We start from the raw sequence: 20,934 nt of genomic DNA on the forward strand, positions 1-20,934 counted from the left end.
ACGTGTCGTTATTACCCGATGTAACCCCGCTTGGAACCAGCCAGTTTCATTGATTTGAGTGGGGAACATTGCCCTAATCGATTCGTTTGTGGCGTCAAAGCACGGTAATATAAGCGCCGAGAAAGCGGTAGCGACATCCCGTTGTACCGGGAAAAGAGAATACGTGTTACGGCGTTGAGACCAGGCGCCTCGAGTGCTAGAAATGGGGTCAGGCTCGTGTGCGCGTCGATTTCGAGATATTCGAATCGGCTCGCACGTCATCGAAAAGAAGCATTAATACGCCTGTATGGGATTCTCTCTTGGCAATGAAGTAAAGCCAACGGCGGGTCTGGAAAACGAACAACCACTGCGAGACGGGGATGCTGCCACAGGACCAACAGGGATTCACGCGGCTGCTTCGCATGATGAAGCCGCTCCTCGCCGATGCTATAACACCTCGAGACCTTATTCAGGCTGTGCTTTTGCGATGGCACAAACTAGCTTTTCGCACCTTGCGTGCACCGACGCTTTCGGTCCGTAAGGAGCTGAAGCAACATGCCACAGTCCATGAGTTTTCCGAGTGGCTCGCAGAGCGCGATGTCATGGATGCGGCTTTCTGGCTTTCCTCGGCCTACGCGGCTCTACTGGACAAGGACATTCGCAAGAAGCAAGCGATGTACTTCACGCCGCCATACCTGTCTGGTCGAGTTCTCGACAACGCCGGAAGACTGTTGCGTACTGGCAAGATTATCGACCCAGCCTGCGGCGGCGCGGCATTTTTGGTGCCGGCAGCGCACCGAATAGCTCAGGAAATGGAGTTCGACGGATGCTCGTCTGAAGAGATTATCGAGCACATAGAAGGCCACCTATATGGAAGCGATACCGATTCGTTCCTGTGCGTTTTGGCTGCCGCGTTCATTCGAATGGCGTTGGCCGCGCACATAATTGCATCGGGAAGAGAGCCGAAGCTTCGCATCCTCGTTGCAGACGGACTGAACGCGTTCGGAAGGGAAGCTGGGACATTCGACCTCGTGTTGAGCAATCCGCCTTACCGAAAGATGACGGCAGACGATTGTGAACCGTATCGGGCCGAGTACTCCGACGTCATGCTCGGTCAGCCGAACCTCTACACCATGTTCATTCGGCGAGCGACCCGTTTGCTGCGAAAAGGGGGGCGCGCGGTTTTGTTGACGCCGATGAGTTTCCTTTCCGGCCAGTCGTTCAGCAAGGTCCGCGAGGCGCTGTCCCATGAAGGCGCCGTGGCACAGTTTGACCTTATCCACGACAAGGATGGAATATTTCTCGGTGCGGAACAGGATGCGGTCGTGACGGTGTGGATAAAGGATGCGCGTGAGCGCACCACCCGCGTGTTTGCGCTGTCCGTCAACGGCAAAAAAGAGTTTATCGGCCGATACCAAATGGTCGGTCGCCACGGCCCGTGGCCTATTCCCCGCCGACGGCAGGATGTTGAACTCTTAACGTTGTTCGGTTCCCCCGCGTCGACTCTGCGCGACTATGGGTATGTCGCGAAGACCGGCGCCGTCGTTATCCATCGGAGCACACGACCAACCTTTGCCAAACTAGCCGACTGCAAGCGAGCCTCCTGTGCCATCCCCCTGCTGTGGTCGCGGGATATTGAGAAGAATGGCCGCCTAGAATTTCGGGAAAGCGCAAAGCTCGCAGACAGGTACGTAGACGTGCGCAGCCTGGACAGTCCAGGAGTCGTCACAAATTCCTGCGTTGTCTACCAGCGCGTCACCTCGTCCGACCAGCCCAGCCGTCTCGTCTGTGCTCCAGTCCCGAAACGTTTGTTTGACGATTTTGGAGGCATCATTGGTGAAAATCATGTGGGCATTCTCGAACGCACGTCGAGCCGAGCTGAGATTAGCCCTTTGTTGCTATCAAAGGTTCTGCGTACGGAAACCGTGGACCGGCTGTTCCGCTGCATTTCAGGTGCGACCAACGTTTCCGCTTATGAGATTGAAAGTCTGCCGTTGCCGGATACGCGTCGATTGAAGGACGCATTACGACGTGGTTTGCAGCCGGAGGATGCAGTACGGTGTGCTTACGGTCTCGCGACCACCCAAGTCGGCGAGGCAAGAGAATCTACAGATACTGTGGGGGAGGGAGACCATGAGCGCGCCGTTGGAGCACGAGCGGCAGCCTGAGAGCCTCGGTGGCAGGCGGCAGGATAGCTGCTCGGTCGACCACGCAGTGCGGTTCTTTGAGCCAAGTGCGGAGACTGCCCTGGTAGCGGGCGACGCATTAGCCGCATTGGTTGATTTGTACATCGAGACGGCTCTCCAGCGGAAGTTTTCCTTTGCGCTGATTTGGCCCGGGAGTCTTGACTCGCTGCCGCTAGTGCATAGCCTCGCTTGTTTCAAGTTGTGGGCCGGGGGCGAGAATTGCAGTCTTCGAGGCGCATACTACCCTGCGAAACGAAATACCTTCTACCCGCTAAACAGACTTTTTGTGAGCAAAAGTTCACTTACGGATATGGGGTCGCGCATGCTTTTTCCGCAAGGACCGCGTAGCCAAGTGCCGGCGCCCGATTTGCCTTTGCTGAGAAGCAAAGCGGTCATCTTGCTCGCGGTCAACAGTATGCGCACAGAGTTGCAGGAAGCGGACATCCGGCCGTGCATAAACGAACTTATGCCGCATTTCTTCCTGGAGTGCGATGGAGAGAAGTTTAAGGACTACACAGAGCATTTTTATTTTCGGGTACGGTCAAAGCTCGCGGATGCCGCTCATAAAAAGGCGCTGAAAAGCTGCACGTTTCCTGATGTTAGCGGTCCTGGCAATGCTCCCGATGCGCTGTTCGCGCTCGGTCACGGCCTTACTATCGAGTCTTTGGACAAGGCCCTCAAGGACATTAAAAAATTTGGGGCGCCACAGGTCATCGTGCTTGACGCAACGTGGAAGGCCGTTCGCGCAATCCACGACTGGCGGCAGCGTTTCTTCAATTTTATTGTGAGCGTCCGGCGCATCTTTCCAGAGCAATCGCCCGGATTTCTGTTTGTGACCGACGAACCGAGACAAATGGCACTATTTCGGGCGATGTTAACCGACGAGGAAAAAGGGGTTGTCAAGCGCGAAATTCTCGACGTTCGAGGATTCTTAGAGACAGAGCAAGGCCTCGGTCTTCAAAAAATCGACGAGCGGCCGGCAGGTGGAGCGGCTCAAGGCGCGCTTAAGGTTGTGGTTACTGACCATGAGGTCGGTGCGCTACTGGATAGTCTCTATAAGGTGTATGCGGAGCTTGCTCCAGACACGACGGAAGCTTCTGTCATTACCGATGTCATCACCTTCCTCACACGGCTGTCGCAGTTGCCAGGTAGCACACGGGCGATGTGGCAGTATTTTGGCCAACGAGAGATAGACGCACAAACACGTGACAGCTTTGACTGGAAATGTCGCCGGGTAAACGTTTGGCGATTTCTCGAATCTGGGAAAGCAAAGGAAGCGCGGGCACGTCTTGAGGCCTTGCTTTTTCAATGCGACAAGGTCGTCGAGGCGTATGACGAGCAAACGCCGCTGGGAGCTGCACTACTCATCGAAATAGCTGCCTCGGACGCGGCAGGCGAGCGTCTCGCGGTGGTAGTTCGCCGAAACTTCCATAAGGAAGTGGTATCTCGCTTCCTCCCGGCGGAAAATGCCGAAGGTTGGAATGGGCGGGTCGTGCTAGCGGAAGAGCTTGAACAGTCCATCCTGGGCTCCTCCTTCGACCGGTTGCTTTTTGCCGACATGAGCTCCCTGATTTTGAGGACAATCGTCACCAATCAGAATCTGCCACAGCAGGTCACGTTGGTCTTAGCTGCGCCTGCGGCAAAACAGCTGTATTACACGCTGGGTCCGCTCTTCGAGTTATCAGCTTTTGGACCGTTGTGGCCTCGTCTCAACCAGATTTATGCGCCGCTTAGCGAAAGAGTTGACAGTAAAGTCGAAACGCTCTGGAGCCAAGACCGGATGTGGAATTCTACTTTTAAGCTGACTTTCCTCGATAGGACCGACGACGAACCGGGCGTTGAGGATAGAGAAGCCGTACTAATTGAAACAACCGGGCCATTGATTCGGCGAGGATTTCATTCGACCGTATATGTCTATAACGCTCTGGAGGCGGCCGACGGGCATTCCGGATTTCGTGCAAAGGAAGCGGGTAAGATTAAAAAGGGAGATGAGATTGTTGTCATCTCAGCTGACCTTCGAGAGGCAGTGCAGCAAACTCTGTCAGCTGCCGGTGCGAAATCGAACTTCGCCAGCACGTTTGAGGAAGGTCTCCGAAGCTATCACGCGCGCATTTCCTCGCAATTGGACATATGCTTTAAAAGCCATAAAGGTCATCGTACTGGCCAGCTGCGCATGCTCCATGACAAAATTGTCGACGCGTCTCCTGAACTTGAGTCTGAAGTGTCGAATCTTTCCTACTGGGTGAATCTTGAAGGGCTCATTGGAAAGTCATTTGATGAAATCACAACACGCGCACCGCGCACGTTCAAGGCGTTTAAAGTGTTCTGCCATGCGCTTCGCATCGACGATTTTGAAACAATCATGTACTGGAACCTCATTCTCGACATGCGAAAAGCGCGGCGCGCGGATGGCCGCTGGGTGTCGGACGTATACACACGATTGCTATTCGACGAGGCGGAAGTTATCGCATACAACAAAGTTCCAACCGAAGCGATTCGGGCGCTGCGGCACAAAGTGTTCGACGACGTGTTCACCGTTATTGATGTGCTTCTTCCCAACTGAGGCGGAACCGAGATGACTGCTGTGCGCGTAAATCCCCAAAACATTGACGCTACGAAAAAGGAAGGCGTTGCGGACGCGATACTCAACATCATGTACAGCCGTATCTCGGGGGAAGGTCCTTTCGGCGAACTGGTGTACGGCACGCTGCCGAGCAAGAAGTTCGTGTCAGGATTTCTCCTACCGCGTCGGAACATCGATGATGGCGACGAAGTCACCAGCCCTATCTGGGTCTCTAGCCACGGATTGGACTTTCAGGTCGACAGAGCTGCACAGGGAACCATCCGTCTGAAGCCGTCGTTCAGTCTTTATCTGCGGGTTTTGCCGACTGAAGAAGACGTGAAGACACGACCGGATTGTCGGCCGCAGTTTCGCGTTCGTAAGGACGTTGCGGCGCGCGTCCGAACGCAAATTCGCAGCATCTTGGCCGAACGGTGGGAACCGCTCAAGGCCATCTACCCGTACTACAACAAGTGTCCTGACTGGCCAAAAATCAAGGAAGAAGTTCAGACCCAGGTTTATCGGAGCATTGGACTTGCGCAACCGATGGTGGTGCTGGCCCCGGATGACGCGTTCGAACAAGCCGAGAGCGATGCGAGCGATAACGCGCCCGCTGACGCCGTTGTCCTGACGGCCGATTCTCAAATTGAACTGCGTGATGACCTGTACGAGACGCTGGACGTACCCCAGAAGTGGCTGAGGCTCGACCTCGCACTTCCCGAATTTGAGCTTGACCCCTACGAAGCGCCCGAAGCTCGCGCGGCCACCATCGCTGCACACGAGAACGCGATGAAGAAGGTAATTCAGGACCGTCTCATTGCATGGCAGAACGACGAGGACCCTATCAAAGGCGGGAAACTTTGGGGCTATGCGGAGCGTACACGCGTTCCGCCCAGCCAGTACCAGAATTGGGCGAAGTTTCTTGCGGAGCAGCGCGCACGGAGGTTTTCGCCCGCGGTCCCTGCGGTTTCGGTCCAGTGGGACATTCAAATCTCCCCGGACTGGCTTGATTCGACGCGGCTTAACGTCCATGTGGCGCTCGAAAACCGTAGCGTTATTCCGGTGAGCAAGACGGAGGCAGACCCAACGATATTTGCTGTCGGCATAGCCGCCAGCATGCCGGGCGGTATGCATAAGCGTCTGCGATTGGCGCGAGTTAAGCCGTCTTACCGTTATAACCAGTACCTCAGCTACCCTGCCATTGGCTACAACGGCGGCATACGCGAGTGCAGCGGCGATGGCCGTGTGCTACTGCGGACGACCTGGACGCCGCGCTACAACCAACCTCGCATCGTCCCGTTGACGCATGATGCCGTTGAGCGAAACGTGCGCAGGCTGTCAGCACCGGAAAGCGCGGATTCGCTGCTTGCGATTCCACGCGCCTTTGAACAGTGGCTCAAGGAACTGCCCGCTAGAGTTGATTGTTCGAAGGGGCTGGAGGATGACCCGGAAGCCGCTGCCCTCGAGCGCAAGGAGTTCGCCGAGCATGTTGGGAAGTGGGAACGCGAAAAGCGCGCATTCGAGGCCGGTATTGACATCCTGATGGAGGCGAAAAAGCACTGGAAGGCGCGTGGCGTTCAAAGCGATAAGCGCGCCGCCCCGTTCGAAGCGTGGTTGGCGATGAACGAGGCGATGGCTGACTATATGAACGAACGCCTGCGACTTGAGCAGGACACGGCCCAATGGCGACTGTTTCAGCTCGCGTTCATCTTGGCCAATTTACCGGCTCTCGTCTCGAGGATGCTCGAGTTCCGCAGTCACTTTGATGAAGACCGGGACGATTCGGTGACACTCCTCTACTTTGCGACGGGTGGGGGGAAGTCCGAAGCGTTTTTTGGGCTATTGCTTTACTCTTTGTTCCTCGACCGGCTTCGCGGAAAGAATTTCGGCGTAACGGCGATGATTCGATATCCGCTTCGCCTTCTTACAATTCAGCAGGCACAGCGAGCCTCGAAGGTTTTGGGAAAGGCGGAATTGGTCCGGCAAAAGCACGGATATACGGGGGAACCGTTCTCCATCGGCTTTTGGGTCGGTAGTGGTGGCTCTCCGAACCATCTCACCGACCGTGGTGTCAGCGATGTTCCTGAAATTGAAGCCGTGACCGGTACAGAGAATGACTTGGTCGAAGAGTCAGATAAATATGCTGCTGCGCGGAAGGCTTGGCGTAAGTTACCAACTTGCCCCTTCTGCCATGAGGAGACGGGCCTTCGTCGGTTTCCAACGCTGGGCGGTACGCTAGGGCACATCTGCACGAGCAAGAAATGCCCGTGGAACCGGGGCGGCGTGAAGCCTTTGCCCTTCTATATCGTCGATGACGACATCTACGATTTTGCGCCGTCGGTCTTGCTTGGTACCGTCGATAAGCTGGCGCTGATTGGCCATTCTGCGCGGACCATCCGTCGTATCTTGGGTATGCTTGGCACCGCGCCATGGCAGAAGGAAGAGACCGGCCGACTGTATATGCCGAAGCCCCAAGAACTCAAAGAGGGGCCTGCGCGGTATGGTTGCCGAACGCTATTCCCGGCGTATGAAGGCGGGTTTCGTTTGTTTCACGACCCGTATCCCTCACTTCTGATTCAGGACGAGGCGCACCTGCTGGATGAGGGCCTTGGTACGTTCGCTGGCCTTTTCGAGTCGACTCTCGACGCTATGTTCGAAGGAATCTATCCGGCGTTGCGCAATGTCGCAGCATCCACACCGGACGGAAAACGCCGTCGGGCGAAGGTGGTAGCCGCCTCTGCGACCGTCTCAGAACCCGAGCGTCAGCTGGAACATTTATATCAGCGCCGCGTGCCAGAGCTTCAGTTTCCTTACCCGGGGCCAGACATTTACCACTCGTTCTACGCTGCACCCGATGAACCGCGGAATGACGAGCCAAGTCGTACTGCCCTGCACGGCCCAGAGAATATCGAAGTTCGCTCGCCAATTTCGCGAATCTACAGTGCGGTGATGACAAACGGCAGACCGCACACTTCAACGACGGTTGCGGTACTGGCCAGCTTTCATCTGACCATCACGGAACTGTTCGAGGGCCTCACATCGGATAAATGGGAGGACCAGGAAAAGGTGCGTGAGCAGCTCATTCAGCACCTTTCGACATCGCCCATTCGCGAAGTGGTTGCTGACAAAATGCGCGATGCCTCGATAGACGAATTGGCGACGCTGGTGGACTTGCATCGAATCTCGCTGACATATGTTACGAACAAGAAGGGCGGTGACCAAATCATCGCGGCGGAAGCTGAAGAAGTGCGGAAGCTTCACTATGTGAGCGGGCATAACTTGGACGGCCTCAATACCCGGTTGATTACGGGGTCGGTCGAACAGGGGGAAATTCAAGCAACCGTAAGTGAGGCACAGCGTCGTGTCAGCCCTGGTGAGCCGATGCCACCCATCAAGGACGCGTTACGCTCCATCGTGGCAACGTCTGCGGTCTCTCACGGTGTGGACGTCGAAGAATTGAACTCGATGTTCTTCGCAGGGATGCCGTCTGACATTGCTGAGTACATTCAGGCGTCTTCGCGTGTCGGCCGCACGCACGTCGGCTTCTGCGTTCTGATTCCCACGCCGCAGCGACGCCGAGACCGATACGTTATAGAAGTGTTTGATGTTTTCCATCGATTTCTCGAGCGAATGGTGCAGCCGGCCGCAATAGACCGGTGGGCCGAAAACGCTGTGAAGCGCGCGTTACCTAGCGTCCTGCAGGCGTGCCTCTGTGGCGTTATCGCTGCGCGTAACTTTCTTGAGGCGGACGACGATGAGAAACTGCGCTGGCGTTCCAACGAGGCCATCAACGATTTTCTTGGTGCGATGGAACGGGACTTCAAGCCGTTCGCGCAACAAATCACGGCGTTTGCCGAACTAGCTATCGGCTTGAGGGACCACTACGCGCCCGAGGGCGAGCAGTTCTACCGGGCATTGGTCCGCAGCCGGATTAAGGACCTGCTTGAGGAAATGATGCTTCGAAACAACCGCGACAGCACGCTCAAGGCATTCTTCGATGATAAGCGGGACACGCTCACCAAACCAATGACTTCGTTGCGGGACGTCGACCAAGGCGGAACTATCCGACTGGCGCGCAAGGATGACAGGGGAACATATCTCGTATCGGAAGAGGTTCGCGAAATCATGGCGCTCATTCGTAACGGCTACGCGGAAGAGGGCGACGCAGAATGACGATAGCAAAGATGACACGCACCGGGGGGCGTGACGAAGAACAGAGCAAACCCAAGGCTCCGACAATGAGTCGCTCGCGAGGTCAGTTGGCTCAAGCCTATGCCCCAGGCGCATTTTTCACCTTTGAAGGCGGTCTAGGCGCGTGTATCTCAATCCCGGATGCGGATTCGGACCGGCACGAGCTACATCTGCCTGAAGCGGTAGAGGCGCAAATTATGACCCGTATGGACGAGGCCGTTCGGGGCTGGTTTCAGCGCGCCTATACCTGCCGGGATGCGACTGCAAAATTCCCTGTTGATGCACGCCTATGCGTCGAACCGCGTCTGCTCAATGAGGAGCGGACGTCGGTCCCCGCGCTGAGCCGGAGTAAGTTCATCTTTGTTGACCCTGTCTGTATGGGATATGCGCCGGCTCCGCTAACATTTACGTGCAATCGCTGTAGGCTTTTCCGATATTTCAAAGACGCAAAAGACCTGAAGAAGAATTTGCCGAAGCTGACTGCGAGGAAGTGCCAGGCGTCTGAAGGCAAAGTATGTCAGTGGCGGCAACTCGATGTCATATTTGTTCATTGGTCGGGCACGTGGGAGCCCGTGATGCCAGGTCGCTATGACTGGAACGACAAGGAGAGCATGCTGAGAGTGCCAATCAACCGCTGCTCGTTGTGCCAGTCGGAAGATTTTTTTCTGCATAGCGATTCACCGAATATTGGTAAGTGGTTCTTTCAGTGCGCGAACCCAAGCTGCAAGAATATCGACCCCAGCGCCTGGGTCAAAAACGACCCTGAAACGGTCAAGATTTTCCAGTCTGACACCAGGTTGCGTATCTCCGAGGTTCACATGGAGCCGATTTCGTATCGAGCATCTCAGGCCTACTACGCTCAGTCGGAGCAATTTGTCATCTTTGGGCAGCGGCAAGAGGAGCTGTTCAACCTGCTCGACCCGAGTCGCACAGGGAAACTGTCCGACTTCATCGCCAAGAAATATCGGTATCCCGGAGAACGACCTTCTCTCGAAGAAATGCGCCGGATGCTTGAGACGGCTAACCACGCCGACAAATGGAAGCAGTACAAGGAAAAGAGCGATGGCTTGAATGCCATGCGAACTGTTTACAACAGTATGAAGACAGCTGCCGGTGCAAGTGTCTCCGATGCCGAAAGCTTTCTTGTTAGAAGCGAGAAAGAATTAGAGGATATGGTAGACGGTTGGTTTACCGGCGACCATGCCATCCTGCAGTCTGAACTCCGGCTGCCGTCTAGCATTGCCAATATGATTTCGGAGCGTAGCAGCTTCGCGAGCAGGTATGACCCGTTTCGCCTTGCTGTGGAACACGAGGCGTTAAGACAAAGCAAGCTCGAGGCGCCGGCAACCGACTACGGAAGGCATCCGTTCGTCAATTTCGTATATCCCGACGAGGACCTTTCACCGAAGGACGGCGTGGCTAGGGAGATGCAGACGAAGCGTACGTCGGAGCATCTGAAGAGGCTCGGGTTTCGCACCATGGGTCTGATTCGCGAATTCGACCTGTGCCGGTTCACATATGGCTATTCGCGAATGCAGGCGATACCTTACTTCAAAAAGCGCGACGACAATGTGCCAGTCCGGCTTAACCTGTTCCCGATGGTTCAAGCACACGGCGGGCCGCGAAATCCAGTGTATGTCGTAACGCAGGCGAATGAGGCTATTTATGTACAGCTCGACGAGCTAGCGGTGTACAAGTGGCTGCAGGAGGTGCGCCCAGCAGACATTTTCGAATGGGACCCGAAAGACGAGAAACCGCTCGGAGCGCAGTTGCTCGAAAGAGCTCGACCCTTCGGTCGCTTCCTTGAAAATGTGCAGTCAAGGAGTGCATCGTCAGTCTATCTATACACGTACACGCTGCTGCATACTTTTTCGCACGTAATGATGAAGGCAGTCGCGGAATATTCAGGGTTGGATTTGGGCTCTTTGAGCGAATACCTGTTCCCGACTGACCTAGCGTTCGTTGTCTACCGGAACGGCACCACCATGGACCTTGGTAACCTGTCGGCACTCTGGCGCAATTCAAATGAGCGATTTTTAGCACATCTGCTGGACCAGAAGACACTGACGTGCAACTCAGGTTCGCTCTGCGACGCCAATCCGAAGAACCCCGGTGCGTGTCCAGACTGCGTATTGGTCCCGGAGACGTCGTGCATCGCCATGAACCAGCTGCTCAGTCGCTCTGTCCTGCGGGGCGGACCGGCGACGCGCGAGGATGGCGACCATAAAGGTCACATCCAAGGCTTTCTTCAATTGCTGAACAATGTGAAATGATGCCGCTATCCATCGTGCGTTCATTGCGTTGGCCGAGCAACCGGGGATTTCCGCTGCTGTCTGGGGGGCTGCGGCAAGTGGTCGACTAACGGGCCAACGAGTCTTAAGGCCGGCGGTTCGGCCGCCGGATTCCCGCAAGCTAGGCTTATCGGGTTGTCGACGTGACGGAGTGCGGTACTGGTGTCGGAGTCTTTCGCCAAATTTCGGTGCAGGTTGGTCTGCCGTTGAAGGCTTCTAGTATCAACAGCTAGAGTTCATGCTTGAAGTTGCCGTGATGTACAGGCGGGACGTCTACGTCCCCACCGATTCTGGCCTTCGAGCGCAATCGCTGCGGTCGCGCGTGCGGCGATGGGCTGTGCGACGGTTGACCAGCAGCCCTTCGAATCGGTCTTCATGCTACTGACCGCCGAATGCCTCGGATGCCGGTTGCCGTCCACTGGCGGTTTCGGGTATTCAAACCGTGAACTAGTGGCACTTCGCAAAGAAATGAGATGCTGCAGCAAACTTCAGGGGGCTCGTCCCACTTCTGGAGGGCCTCGTCAATTAATTTCGTTTACGCCCAGCTTTACAAGGCTCGTCAGCCCTGGTTCCCCCGTAAACAAAACTTTTTGCGACCAGCGTATACGAAACTAATTGACGTCAGCAAATAAGAGCGCGAAACCGCCCCTCACTCCACCGTCACCGACTTAGCCAAATTCCTAGGCTTATCGATATCCGTCCCTCTTGCCAACGCAGCGTGATACGCGAGCAATTGCATCGGCACCGTATGCAGGATCGGCGACAACGGCCCGTAGTACTCGTTCAGCCGAATCACCTCGATTCCCTCGCTCGGCACCAACCCACAGTCCACGTCCGCAAACACGAACAGCCGCCCATTCCGCGCACTAACCTCATGCATGTTCGACCTGAGCTTCTCGAGCAGCATGTCGTTCGGCGCAACCGCGATCACAGGCATTTCATTGCTGACGAGGGCCAGCGGCCCATGCTTCAGTTCCCCCGCCGGATAGGCCTCCGCATGAATATAGGAAATCTCCTTCATCTTCAGCGCGCCTTCGAGCGCGATCGGATAATGCATCCCGCGCCCGAGAAACAGCATGTTGTCGCGTCGCGCGAGCAACTCCGACCACGCCATGATCTGCGGTTCCAGCGCGAGCACTTTCGACATCGCATCGGGCAGATGCCGCAGCGCCCGCAGATGTTCCTTCTCCTCGTCGTCGCTCAACCGCCCGCGCACCTGCGCCAGCGACAACGTCAGCAGGAACAGCGCAACGAGCTGCGTCGTAAACGCCTTCGTCGAAGCCACGCCGATCTCGACTCCCGCACGCGTCACGAATTGCAGCGCGCATTCGCGCATCAACGCACTCGTCGCGACGTTGCAGATCGCGAGCGTGTGCGTCATCCCGCTGCGCTTCGCGACATGCACCGCGCCGAGCACATCAGCGGTTTCGCCGCTCTGCGACACCGCAACCACCAGCGTGCGCGGATTCGGCACACTGTCGCGATAACGGAACTCGCTGGCGATTTCCACACTCGCCGGCAGCTTCGCAATGCTTTCGATCCAGTACTTCGCGGTCAGTGCCGCGTGATAGCTGCCGCCGCACGCGAGCAGCAGCACCGAATCGACGTCGTTGAACACGCGCCACGCACCGTCGCCGAACAGCTCCGGCATGATCGACGAAACGTCGAGCAGCGTATCGGCCACCGCCTGCGGCTGCTCGAAGATTTCCTTCTGCATGTAGTACCGATACGATCCGAGATCGGCCGCGCCGCTATGCGCGGCGACGCGTTGCACCGTGCGCTCGACGCGCTGGCCGTTCGCATCGACGATCCAGTAGCGATGCAGCTGGATATCGGCGACGTCGCCGTTCTCCAGGTAGGCAATGCGATCGGTGATACCCGACAGCGCGATCGCATCGGACGCCAGAAAATTCTCGCCTTCGCCGACCCCGACCACGAGCGGCATCCCGTCGCGCGCGCCGACGATCCGGTGCGGCTCGTCGCGGCACATCACCGCGATCGCATAGCTGCCGCGCAGTCGCGCCACCGCATGCCGGACGGCCTCGAACAGGTCGCCGTCGTAGAGATGGTCGATCAAATGCGCGATCGCCTCGCTGTCGGTCTGGCTCGCGAACACATAGCCGTGCGCCTGCAGTTCCGCGCGCAGTTGATCGCAGTTCTCGATGATCCCGTTGTGCGACAGTGCGATGCGCGCATTCGCGTCGCTCGGCGAGAAGTGCGGATGCGCGTTGAGCGTGACGGGTGCGCCATGCGTGGCCCAGCGCGTATGCGCGATGCCCGTGTAACCGGACAACGCCTGCGCGGCGATCTCGCGCTGCAGGTTCGCGACACGATCGACGCTGCGGGCGCGCGCCAGCGCGCGGTCGCGGTAGACCACGACGCCGCACGAGTCGTAGCCGCGGTATTCGAGCCGTTTCAGGCCGTCGACCAGGTTCGGCAGGATGTCCCGCTGGGCAACCGCCCCGACGATTCCACACATATCGCGCTCCGTAAATGTCCTGTCTGGATCAGTGAGAGCGATGGTAGAGCCAGTGAAATGGAATTAAATTTCAAAAAATGAGAAAACATGAAATAGACGGATGATCGTCTATCATATTGAAATTAAATTTCACTGTCTGACCGGAAGGAGTGGCCGATGGCCGGCATCACCCTCGACGATCTCGACCTGCGCATCCTCGCGATCCTGCAGGACGACGCGTCGGTGTCCAACCTGCAACTCGCCGAGCGCGCGCTGTCGTCGCCGCCCACCTGCATGCGGCGCGTGCGCCGGCTGACGGAGGCCGGCGTGATCCGTCGGCAGGTCGCGGTACTCGATCCGGTCGCGATCGGTACGGGCGTCACCGCGCTGATCGAAATCAGCCTCGACCGGCAGACGGCCGAAGACTACGACGCGTTCGAAGCGTACGTGTGCGCGGAGCCGGCCGTCACGCAGTGCTATCGCGTGTCGCCGGGGCCGGATTTCGTCGTGATCGCCGATCTCGCCGACGTCGCCGAATACGACGAATTCGCGCGGCGGCTGTTCACCGGCGCGTCGAACGTCCGCAACGTGAGGACGTTTTTCTCGACGCATCGCGCGAAATTCGAAGCGAACGCGCGGGTCGCGCATGCGATGCGCAAGCGCACGTAGCGTGAGGTGACCGCGTCGTTCGTCCCGTGTCATGCAGCAGTGGCCGCGTTCGTCAGTTGCAGCGGCTTGCCGTACCCGAAACAATGCGCGGGCTCCGGAAACACGCGCCGCCGCACGTCATGCGCATACTGGCGGATCGCGTCGCGCATCATCGCGTTCGCATCCGCGTAACGCTTTACGAAGCGCGGCGTGTACGCATCGAACGCGCCGATCATGTCCTCGGTCACGAGCACCTGCCCGTCGCAGGCGGGCGATGCGCCGATGCCGATCGTCGGGATCGTCAGCGTCCCGGTCAGGTGGCGCGCGAGTGCTTCGGCGGTGCCCTCGATGACGACGCTGAATGCGCCGGCCCGCTCGGCCGCGCACGCGGCGTCGAACACCTGCGCGGCCGAACGCGGGTCCATGCCCTGCGCGCGGAAGCCGCCCGTCGCGTTGGCTTGCTGCGGCATGAGGCCGACATGCGCCATCACCGGAATGCCGCGATCGGTCAGGAAGCGGATCGTGTCGGTCATCTCGCAGCCGCCTTCGAGCTTCACGGCCTGCGCACCGGTTTCGGCGAGGAGCCGCGCGGCGGAGCGATAGGCCTGCGCGGGCGATTCCTGGAACGTGGAGAACGGCAGGTCGACGACGACGCACGCTTGCGTCGCGCCGCGCACGACGGCCGCGCCGTGTGCAATCATCATGTCGAGCGTGACGCGCAGCGTATCGGGCATCCCGTACAGCACCATGCCGACGGAGTCGCCGACGATGATCACGTCGGCCACGTCGTCGACGAGTTTGGCCATCGGCGCGGAGTACGCAGTCAGCGACACGAGGCTGCCGATGCCTTTGGTCGAGCGGATCGCGGTGATGGTCTTGCGGGTGATGCGGGTATGAGCGCTCATGGGCGGAAGCCGTGTGAAAAAGGAGCCGCCACGGTAGCATCGCGCTCGTTCGTGCAATGATCTTCGGAGGACGTCTTATGTTGCTGGCGGGACAACCCGGCGACCCTTACGCGGTGCCGCAGATGGCGCGCCTGCCGAGGCCGCTGTACGTGCGTGCGTTCGGCATTCCCGGCAACGTGAGCGTCGACACGCACAGTCATCCGTGGGCCCAGCTGATGTATGCGACGAGCGGCGTGCTCGAGGTGACGACACCGTCGAGCCGGCGACTGCTGCCGCCGCACTATGCGATGTGGATTCCGCCGCACGTGCCGCACGCGGTGTCGACGCGCGATTGCGTCGCGTTCCACAGCCTGTATCTCGACGAGGCCATCGCACGCAGCGACGTGAACAACGATTGCACGATCCTCTGCATGACGCCGCTGCTGCGCGAGCTGGTGATCGCGACCGGCGAGTTGCCGGTGAACTACGACGAGGCCGGGCCGGACGGTGCGCTCGTGTGCCTGATCGCGGACCGGATCGCGCGCATGCAGCCGGCGCCGCTCACGGTGCCGCTGCCGCGCGATCCTCGCCTGCTTAAAATCGCGCGGGCGTTGCATGCGGCGCCGGGCGATACGCGCAGTCTCGACGAATGGGGCCATCAGGTCGGCGCGACGCGGCGCACGCTGTCGCGGCTGTTCCGGCAGGACACGGGGCTGTCGTTCACCGAATGGCGGCAAGCCGTGCGGCTGCTCGCGTCGCTGCCGCTGCTCGATGCGGGCGCGCCGATCGGCACGGTGGCCGCGCAACTGGGTTACGACTCGACGTCGTCCTTCATCGCGCTGTTCCAGGCGAAATTCCGCGTGACGCCCGGCGCGTATGCGAAGCGTGAAGCGCGCCGGTCGGTGTTGAGCGCGTGATGCGCACCCTCCGTCAGAACGCAAGCGCCCGCTGCATCGGTTGATATGCGCCGCGCGAAAACCCCGCGCCTTCGAGCGACAACAGCGCGCGTTTGCGATCGATGCCGCCCGCATAACCGGTCAGGCTGCCCGACGCGCCGACCACGCGATGGCACGGCACGATGATCGATACCGGATTGCGGCCGACCGCGCCGCCCACCGCGCGCGCGCCGCTCATCGGCAATCCGACGCGCTCGGTGATATCGCCGTACGACACGAGTTCGCCGAACGGAATCGCGAGCAGTTCCTTCCAGACGCGTTGCTGAAACGCGGTGCCGCGCAGGTGGATCGGCACCGAGAACGTGTCGCGCGCGCCGGTGAAGTACTCGGCGATTTCTTCCGCGACCTGGCGCGCGATGGGCGACATCGCGTGCGCGTCCGCTTCGGTCACGATCGCTACCGACGGAAAGTATTTCTGGCCGACGAAGTACAGGCCGGTCAGCGCATCGTTCTCGATGCGCACGGCGATGTCGCCCAGCGGGCTCGGAATCAGGTGAGCGGGGGTCATCGCGACACATTTCCGTGAAGGCGCCACCCATGCAGGGCGGCATACGCGCGCCACGGCGCCCAGTGCGCCGCTGCGTGCGGCGCGCAGGACGGCCCGCGCGCGGGTTCGGTGCGGGCGGGCAGCCACGCGTCGTCGGCGGGGAACGCGTTCGGCCAGGCCATCGCACGCATCGCGACGTACTGCACAGCGCGTTCGTCGAAGCCGGGCAGCGCGCGCAGCGCGGCGAGCGTCGCGTCGAGCGGCGCCATCGGTTCGAGCGCGAGCGTGCCGTCGTCGACGGCGCGGGCGACGGACACGATCGCGCGCGCCATGTCGCGCTCGATGCCGACCGTTTCGAAGGCCGAAGGCGGCAGCGCGGCCAGCGTCGCGGCGCAGGGCAGGGCGTGCGTGAGGCCCGGCGGCGCGTCGTCGACCGAATGACCGAAGCGTGACGCGATCCGTGCGAGCAACGGCGTATTCGCCCGAGCCTGCGCAAGTTGCTCGCCCACGATCGCGCGGATCGCGATCTCGAGACCATCGAACGCGCCGGGCACGCGCAAGCCCGGCGCGCCGCTCGCGAGATCGCCGAGATGCGTGTCGATCACGTCAGGGCGGCTGTCGAGATCGAACAGCCGGCGCACGCGTGCCAGCACGGCCGGCACGACCGGCGTCAGCGCGGGCGACACGGTGACGGCCAGCGCGAAGCGCTGCGGCACATGCGCGACGGACAGCCAGCCGGCCACGCGGCGGCCGTCGTTCCGGTCGGGCAGGTCGACGATGCGGGCATAACGCTGCGCGTCGATCCGCTCGACGCCGTCGATCTGCCGCTGCGCGAGAAAGCGCATCAGGTCGGCCCATGCGAACGGCGGCCGGTACGGCAGCGGAAAGGTCATGTCGCCGTCGGCCGCTGCACCGGCCCCTTTGCGCAGCCGCAGCGGATTGAGGCCGTAGCGCAGGCGGAACAGGTCGTTGAAGCGTCGCACGCTGCCGAATCCGGCCGTCGACGCGACGACGGCCACCGGCAGCGCGGTATCGGTCAGCAGCCGCTTGGCCATCAACAGCCGCTGCGTCTGCGCGAACTCGACCGGCGACACGCCGAACCGCGCGTCGAAGATCCGCCGCAGATGGCGTTCGGTCACGCCGACGCGCCGTGCGAGCGCATCGACGGAATGCGCGTTCAGGAAACCGTCGTCGATCAGCGTCGCGGCCGCGTCGGCGAGATTGCCGGACAGATCGAGCAGCCCATGGCCGGGCGCAAGCTCGGGGCGGCAGCGCATGCAGGGGCGGAAGCCGGCTTTCTCGGCGGCCGCGGCGGTCGGGTAGTAGCTGCAGTTTTGCGCCTTCGGCGGCTTCACCGGGCACACGGGGCGGCAGTACACGCCCGTCGTCGCGACGCCGACGAAGAACCAGCCGTCGAAGCGGCGGTTTCGCGAAAGCAGGGCGTCGTAGCAGGTGTCGGGGTCGAGGCGCATGCGACGACTGTAAACCATCCTCGCGGCCGATTCTGGCTGAAATCGGACATGTGTGTCGGCGGGCCGCGCGCCCGCCGCGCCGCAGCGGGAAAATCAGCGGAAAAACGGTTAATGCCATTCTGCGAAACAGTCGTCTCTTTTGCCGCGACCAATTTGAGATGACTCATCGAAATCCCGGACTGACACGGCCCCGGCACGCGGCCTATCCTTTGAAAAACGTTTTCCAGATGGATTGGCGAAAAGTGCCTGTGCAGTAGCACATGGGCCGTTCGCCCCGGCGCCGGTCGCCGGTCAACGAACACTTCGTGCGGCGCGACGGGCGCGACCGTGCATCGGAGACATTCATGCCCTCTGCCGTCGTCGGCGCGGTGCGCGCGGCCGCCAGCCGCTATCGCTGGACCGTCTGTGCACTGCTGTTTTTCGCGACCGTCATCAACTACATGGATCGGCAGATCCTCGGCCTGCTCGCGCCGATGCTGCAGCACGACATCGGCTGGAGCCAGGTGCAGTACGGCCGCATCGTGATGGCGTTTTCGGCGTTCTATGCGCTGGGCCTGCTCGGCTTCGGGCGCATCGTCGACTGGCTCGGCACGCGCGTGTCGTACGCGGTGGCGATGCTGGTATGGAGCATCGCCGCGATGCTGCACGCGGCGGTCGGCTCGGTGACGGGCTTCGCGGCCGTGCGCGCGCTGCTCGGGATCGGCGAGGGCGGCAACTTCCCGGCCGCGATCAAGACGACGGCCGAATGGTTCCCGCGCCGGGAGCGCGCGCTCGCGACCGGCATCTTCAACTCGGGCGCGAACATCGGCGCGGTGTTCGCGCCGGCGATCATCCCGGCGATCGCGGTGGCCTACGGCTGGCGCGCGGCGTTCGTGATCATCGGCGCGATCGGCATCGTGTGGCTCGCGGTGTGGCTGGTGATGTATCGCACGGCCGACACGCGCGCGCTCGCCGCGGAATACGACGAGCCGCGCGACGAAGCCGAAGCGCTCGACGCGGCGAACGCGAACGCCGGCGCGCCGCGGTGGGGCGAACTGATCCGCAAGCGCGAGACGTGGGCCTTCCTGATCGGCAAGTTCATGACCGATCCGGTGTGGTGGTTCTACCTGTTCTGGCTGCCGAAGTGGCTCAACGAGTCGCGCGGGATGGACATGCAGCACATCGGTTTGCCGCTCGTCTGCATCTATGCGCTGACGACGGTCGGCAGCATCGGCGGCGGCTGGCTGTCGTCGATGCTGCTGCGCGCGGGCTGGAGCGTGAACCGCGCGCGCAAGACGGCGATGCTGATCTGCGCCTGCTGCGTGCTGCCGATCGCGTTCGTGTCGCAGGTGCAGAGCCTGTGGATCGCGGTGCTGATCGTCGGCCTCGCCGCCGCCGCGCACCAGGGCTGGTCGGCGAACCTGTTCACGACCGCGTCCGACTTGTTCCCGCGCCGTGCGGTCGCGTCGGTGGTCGGCATCGGCGGAATGGCCGGCTCGATCGGCGGCGTGCTGTTCTCGGAAGTGATCGGCCAGGTGCTGCAGCGCACCGGCCACTACTGGGTGCTGTTTGCGATCGGCGCGTCGGCCTACCTGATCGCGCTGGCCGTGATGCACGTGCTCACGCCGAAGATGAAGCCCGCGCAACTCGATGCGTGATGGCGTATCGGCCAAGCGACAACGCCGCCCTCGGGGCGGCGTTTTTAGTTCGGGGACGTGACGCGCGTCGCGACCGCGTCAGCCGGCCGAGGCCGTCGACGCGCGCATGATCAGCCGCGGCTCGAACGTCGAGTAGCTCGCATCGGTGCGCCCGGCGAGCGCGTCGATCAGCTTCTGCATCGCGAGCTCGCCCATGTTCTCGCTCTGGATGTCGACGGTCGTCAGCGCGGGCGCCGCGTATTCGCCGTAGGGCACGTTGTCGATGCCGGCGACGGACACGTCCTGCGGCAGCCGGAAGCCGAGCGACGCGGCTTCCTTCATGAAGCCGAGCGCAATCAGGTCGTTGTAGCAGATCACGGCCTGCGGGCGCTGCGGCCCGAGCATCACGCGCGAGCACGCGCGCTCGCCGGCCTCGGCGGTCGGCGCGTGCGCGTCGTGCACGTCGAGCGTGAGCCCCGCTTCGGCGAGGCAGTCGCGCGCGCCCTGGATCCGTTCGTCGTTCACGCGCGCGGTGCCGAAGCCGAGATACGCGATGCGCGTATGGCCGAGATTGAGCAGGTGGCGCGCGAGCATGTAGGTCGACAGCCGGTTGTCGATGCCGACGCTCGGAATCGGCAGGCCGGGGCTGCGGCGCAGCAGCACGAGCGGCTTGTTGAGGTCGAGCATCCAGCCGGCTTCGTCGTCGGGCATCCGCGTGCTGACGATCAGCCCGTCGACGCGCTGCGCGAGCGCCTCGATCAGCGAGCGTTCGCGCGTCTGGTTCTCCTCGGTATCGACGAGCAGCAGCGTGTAGTCGTGCTGCAGCGCGACGCGGTTCGCGCCTTTCACGACGTTCGTGAAGTGCGGGTTGCTGATGTCGAGGATCACGAGGCCGATGGTGCGCGTGCGGCCGGTGATCATCGAGCGCGCAAGCGGGTTCGACCGGTAGCCGAGCCGCTCGATCGCCTCCTTCAGCCGTGCCTCGACGGTCGGCGAGAAGCGCTGCGTGCCGTTCACGTACTTCGATACCGTCGCGACCGACACACCGGCTTCCGCGGCCACGTCGCGGATCGTCGAGGAAACTTTTTTCATTCGAAGGGTAACGTTTTCGTTCGATAACGCCCGATTGTGGCAGAAAAAGCCCGCGCGCAGACAGCCGCCGATATCGGGAAAATGCGGAGGGCTGCGAGCAGGTTCGACCATTGA

At 60.7% G+C, this 20,934-nt stretch carries 12 protein-coding genes; 7 read left to right on the forward strand and 5 right to left on the reverse strand.

Translation table 11 applies throughout. The features are described 5' to 3' along the window. The first annotated feature begins 359 nt into the window (after window positions 1–359). Genes CFB81_RS16975 through CFB81_RS16990 form a run of 4 tightly spaced genes read left to right on the forward strand, consistent with a single transcriptional unit; the run spans window position 360 to window position 11,189 of the window. Window positions 360–2,147, forward strand: coding sequence for a class I SAM-dependent DNA methyltransferase (locus CFB81_RS16975; protein WP_089435926.1), 1,788 nt, complete (start codon window positions 360–362; stop codon window positions 2,145–2,147). Next, window positions 2,113–4,728 carry a hypothetical protein gene (locus CFB81_RS16980; RefSeq protein WP_089435927.1) on the forward strand — a complete coding sequence of 872 codons (2,616 nt, stop codon included), beginning with the start codon at window positions 2,113–2,115 and terminating at the stop codon, window positions 4,726–4,728. The genes CFB81_RS16975 and CFB81_RS16980 overlap by 35 nt, the downstream gene beginning before the upstream one ends. Window positions 4,729–4,740: 12 nt before the next feature. After that, a complete protein-coding gene (locus CFB81_RS16985; RefSeq protein ID WP_089435928.1) occupies window positions 4,741–8,898 on the forward strand; it encodes a DEAD/DEAH box helicase family protein in 4,158 nt (1,385 codons plus the stop codon). 11 nt (window positions 8,899–8,909) lie between these two features. After that, a complete protein-coding gene (locus CFB81_RS16990) occupies window positions 8,910–11,189 on the forward strand; it encodes a hypothetical protein (protein WP_089437040.1) in 2,280 nt (759 codons plus the stop codon). 667 nt (window positions 11,190–11,856) lie between these two features. On the opposite strand, the gene glmS is transcribed toward CFB81_RS16990, so the two are convergent. Further along, the gene (gene glmS / locus CFB81_RS16995; protein WP_089435929.1) at window positions 11,857–13,686 is read right to left on the reverse strand and encodes a glutamine--fructose-6-phosphate transaminase (isomerizing); all 1,830 of its coding nucleotides are present in this window, start codon (window positions 13,684–13,686) and stop codon (window positions 11,857–11,859) included. Between the two features lie 156 nt (window positions 13,687–13,842). Here glmS and CFB81_RS17000 point away from each other — a divergent pair, with 156 nt between their 5' ends. Beyond that, the gene (locus tag CFB81_RS17000; RefSeq protein WP_089435930.1) at window positions 13,843–14,334 is read left to right on the forward strand and encodes an Lrp/AsnC family transcriptional regulator; all 492 of its coding nucleotides are present in this window, start codon (window positions 13,843–13,845) and stop codon (window positions 14,332–14,334) included. A 29-nt stretch (window positions 14,335–14,363) separates the two neighbouring features. On the opposite strand, the gene panB is transcribed toward CFB81_RS17000, so the two are convergent. Then, the gene (gene panB / locus CFB81_RS17005; RefSeq protein WP_089435931.1) at window positions 14,364–15,218 is read right to left on the reverse strand and encodes a 3-methyl-2-oxobutanoate hydroxymethyltransferase; all 855 of its coding nucleotides are present in this window, start codon (window positions 15,216–15,218) and stop codon (window positions 14,364–14,366) included. 77 nt (window positions 15,219–15,295) lie between these two features. On the opposite strand from panB, the gene CFB81_RS17010 reads away from it, so the two are divergent. Further along, window positions 15,296–16,114, forward strand: a complete 819-nt coding sequence (locus CFB81_RS17010; protein WP_089435932.1) for a helix-turn-helix domain-containing protein — start codon at window positions 15,296–15,298, stop codon at window positions 16,112–16,114. A 13-nt stretch (window positions 16,115–16,127) separates the two neighbouring features. Here CFB81_RS17010 and CFB81_RS17015 read toward each other — a convergent pair whose 3' ends face one another. Both CFB81_RS17015 and CFB81_RS17020 read right to left on the reverse strand, forming a co-directional pair. After that, window positions 16,128–16,661, reverse strand: coding sequence for a methylated-DNA--[protein]-cysteine S-methyltransferase (locus CFB81_RS17015; RefSeq protein WP_089435933.1), 534 nt, complete (start codon window positions 16,659–16,661; stop codon window positions 16,128–16,130). Beyond that, window positions 16,658–18,130 carry a DNA-3-methyladenine glycosylase 2 family protein gene (locus tag CFB81_RS17020; protein ID WP_089435934.1) on the reverse strand — a complete coding sequence of 491 codons (1,473 nt, stop codon included), beginning with the start codon at window positions 18,128–18,130 and terminating at the stop codon, window positions 16,658–16,660. The genes CFB81_RS17015 and CFB81_RS17020 overlap by 4 nt, the downstream gene beginning before the upstream one ends. Before the next feature lie 326 nt (window positions 18,131–18,456). Here CFB81_RS17020 and CFB81_RS17025 point away from each other — a divergent pair, with 326 nt between their 5' ends. Then, window positions 18,457–19,749: an MFS transporter gene (locus tag CFB81_RS17025; protein ID WP_069619070.1), complete on the forward strand. Its 1,293-nt coding sequence runs from the start codon at window positions 18,457–18,459 to the stop codon at window positions 19,747–19,749. A 78-nt stretch (window positions 19,750–19,827) separates the two neighbouring features. On the opposite strand, the gene CFB81_RS17030 is transcribed toward CFB81_RS17025, so the two are convergent. Further along, window positions 19,828–20,931 (reverse strand): LacI family DNA-binding transcriptional regulator, encoded by a 1,104-nt coding sequence (locus CFB81_RS17030; RefSeq protein WP_069618982.1) that lies wholly within the window; start codon window positions 20,929–20,931, stop codon window positions 19,828–19,830. Window positions 20,932–20,934: the final 3 nt, after the last annotated feature.

Origin of the sequence: Burkholderia sp. AU28863, from assembly GCF_002223195.1 — a bacterium.
Classification (GTDB): domain Bacteria; phylum Pseudomonadota; class Gammaproteobacteria; order Burkholderiales; family Burkholderiaceae; genus Burkholderia; species Burkholderia sola.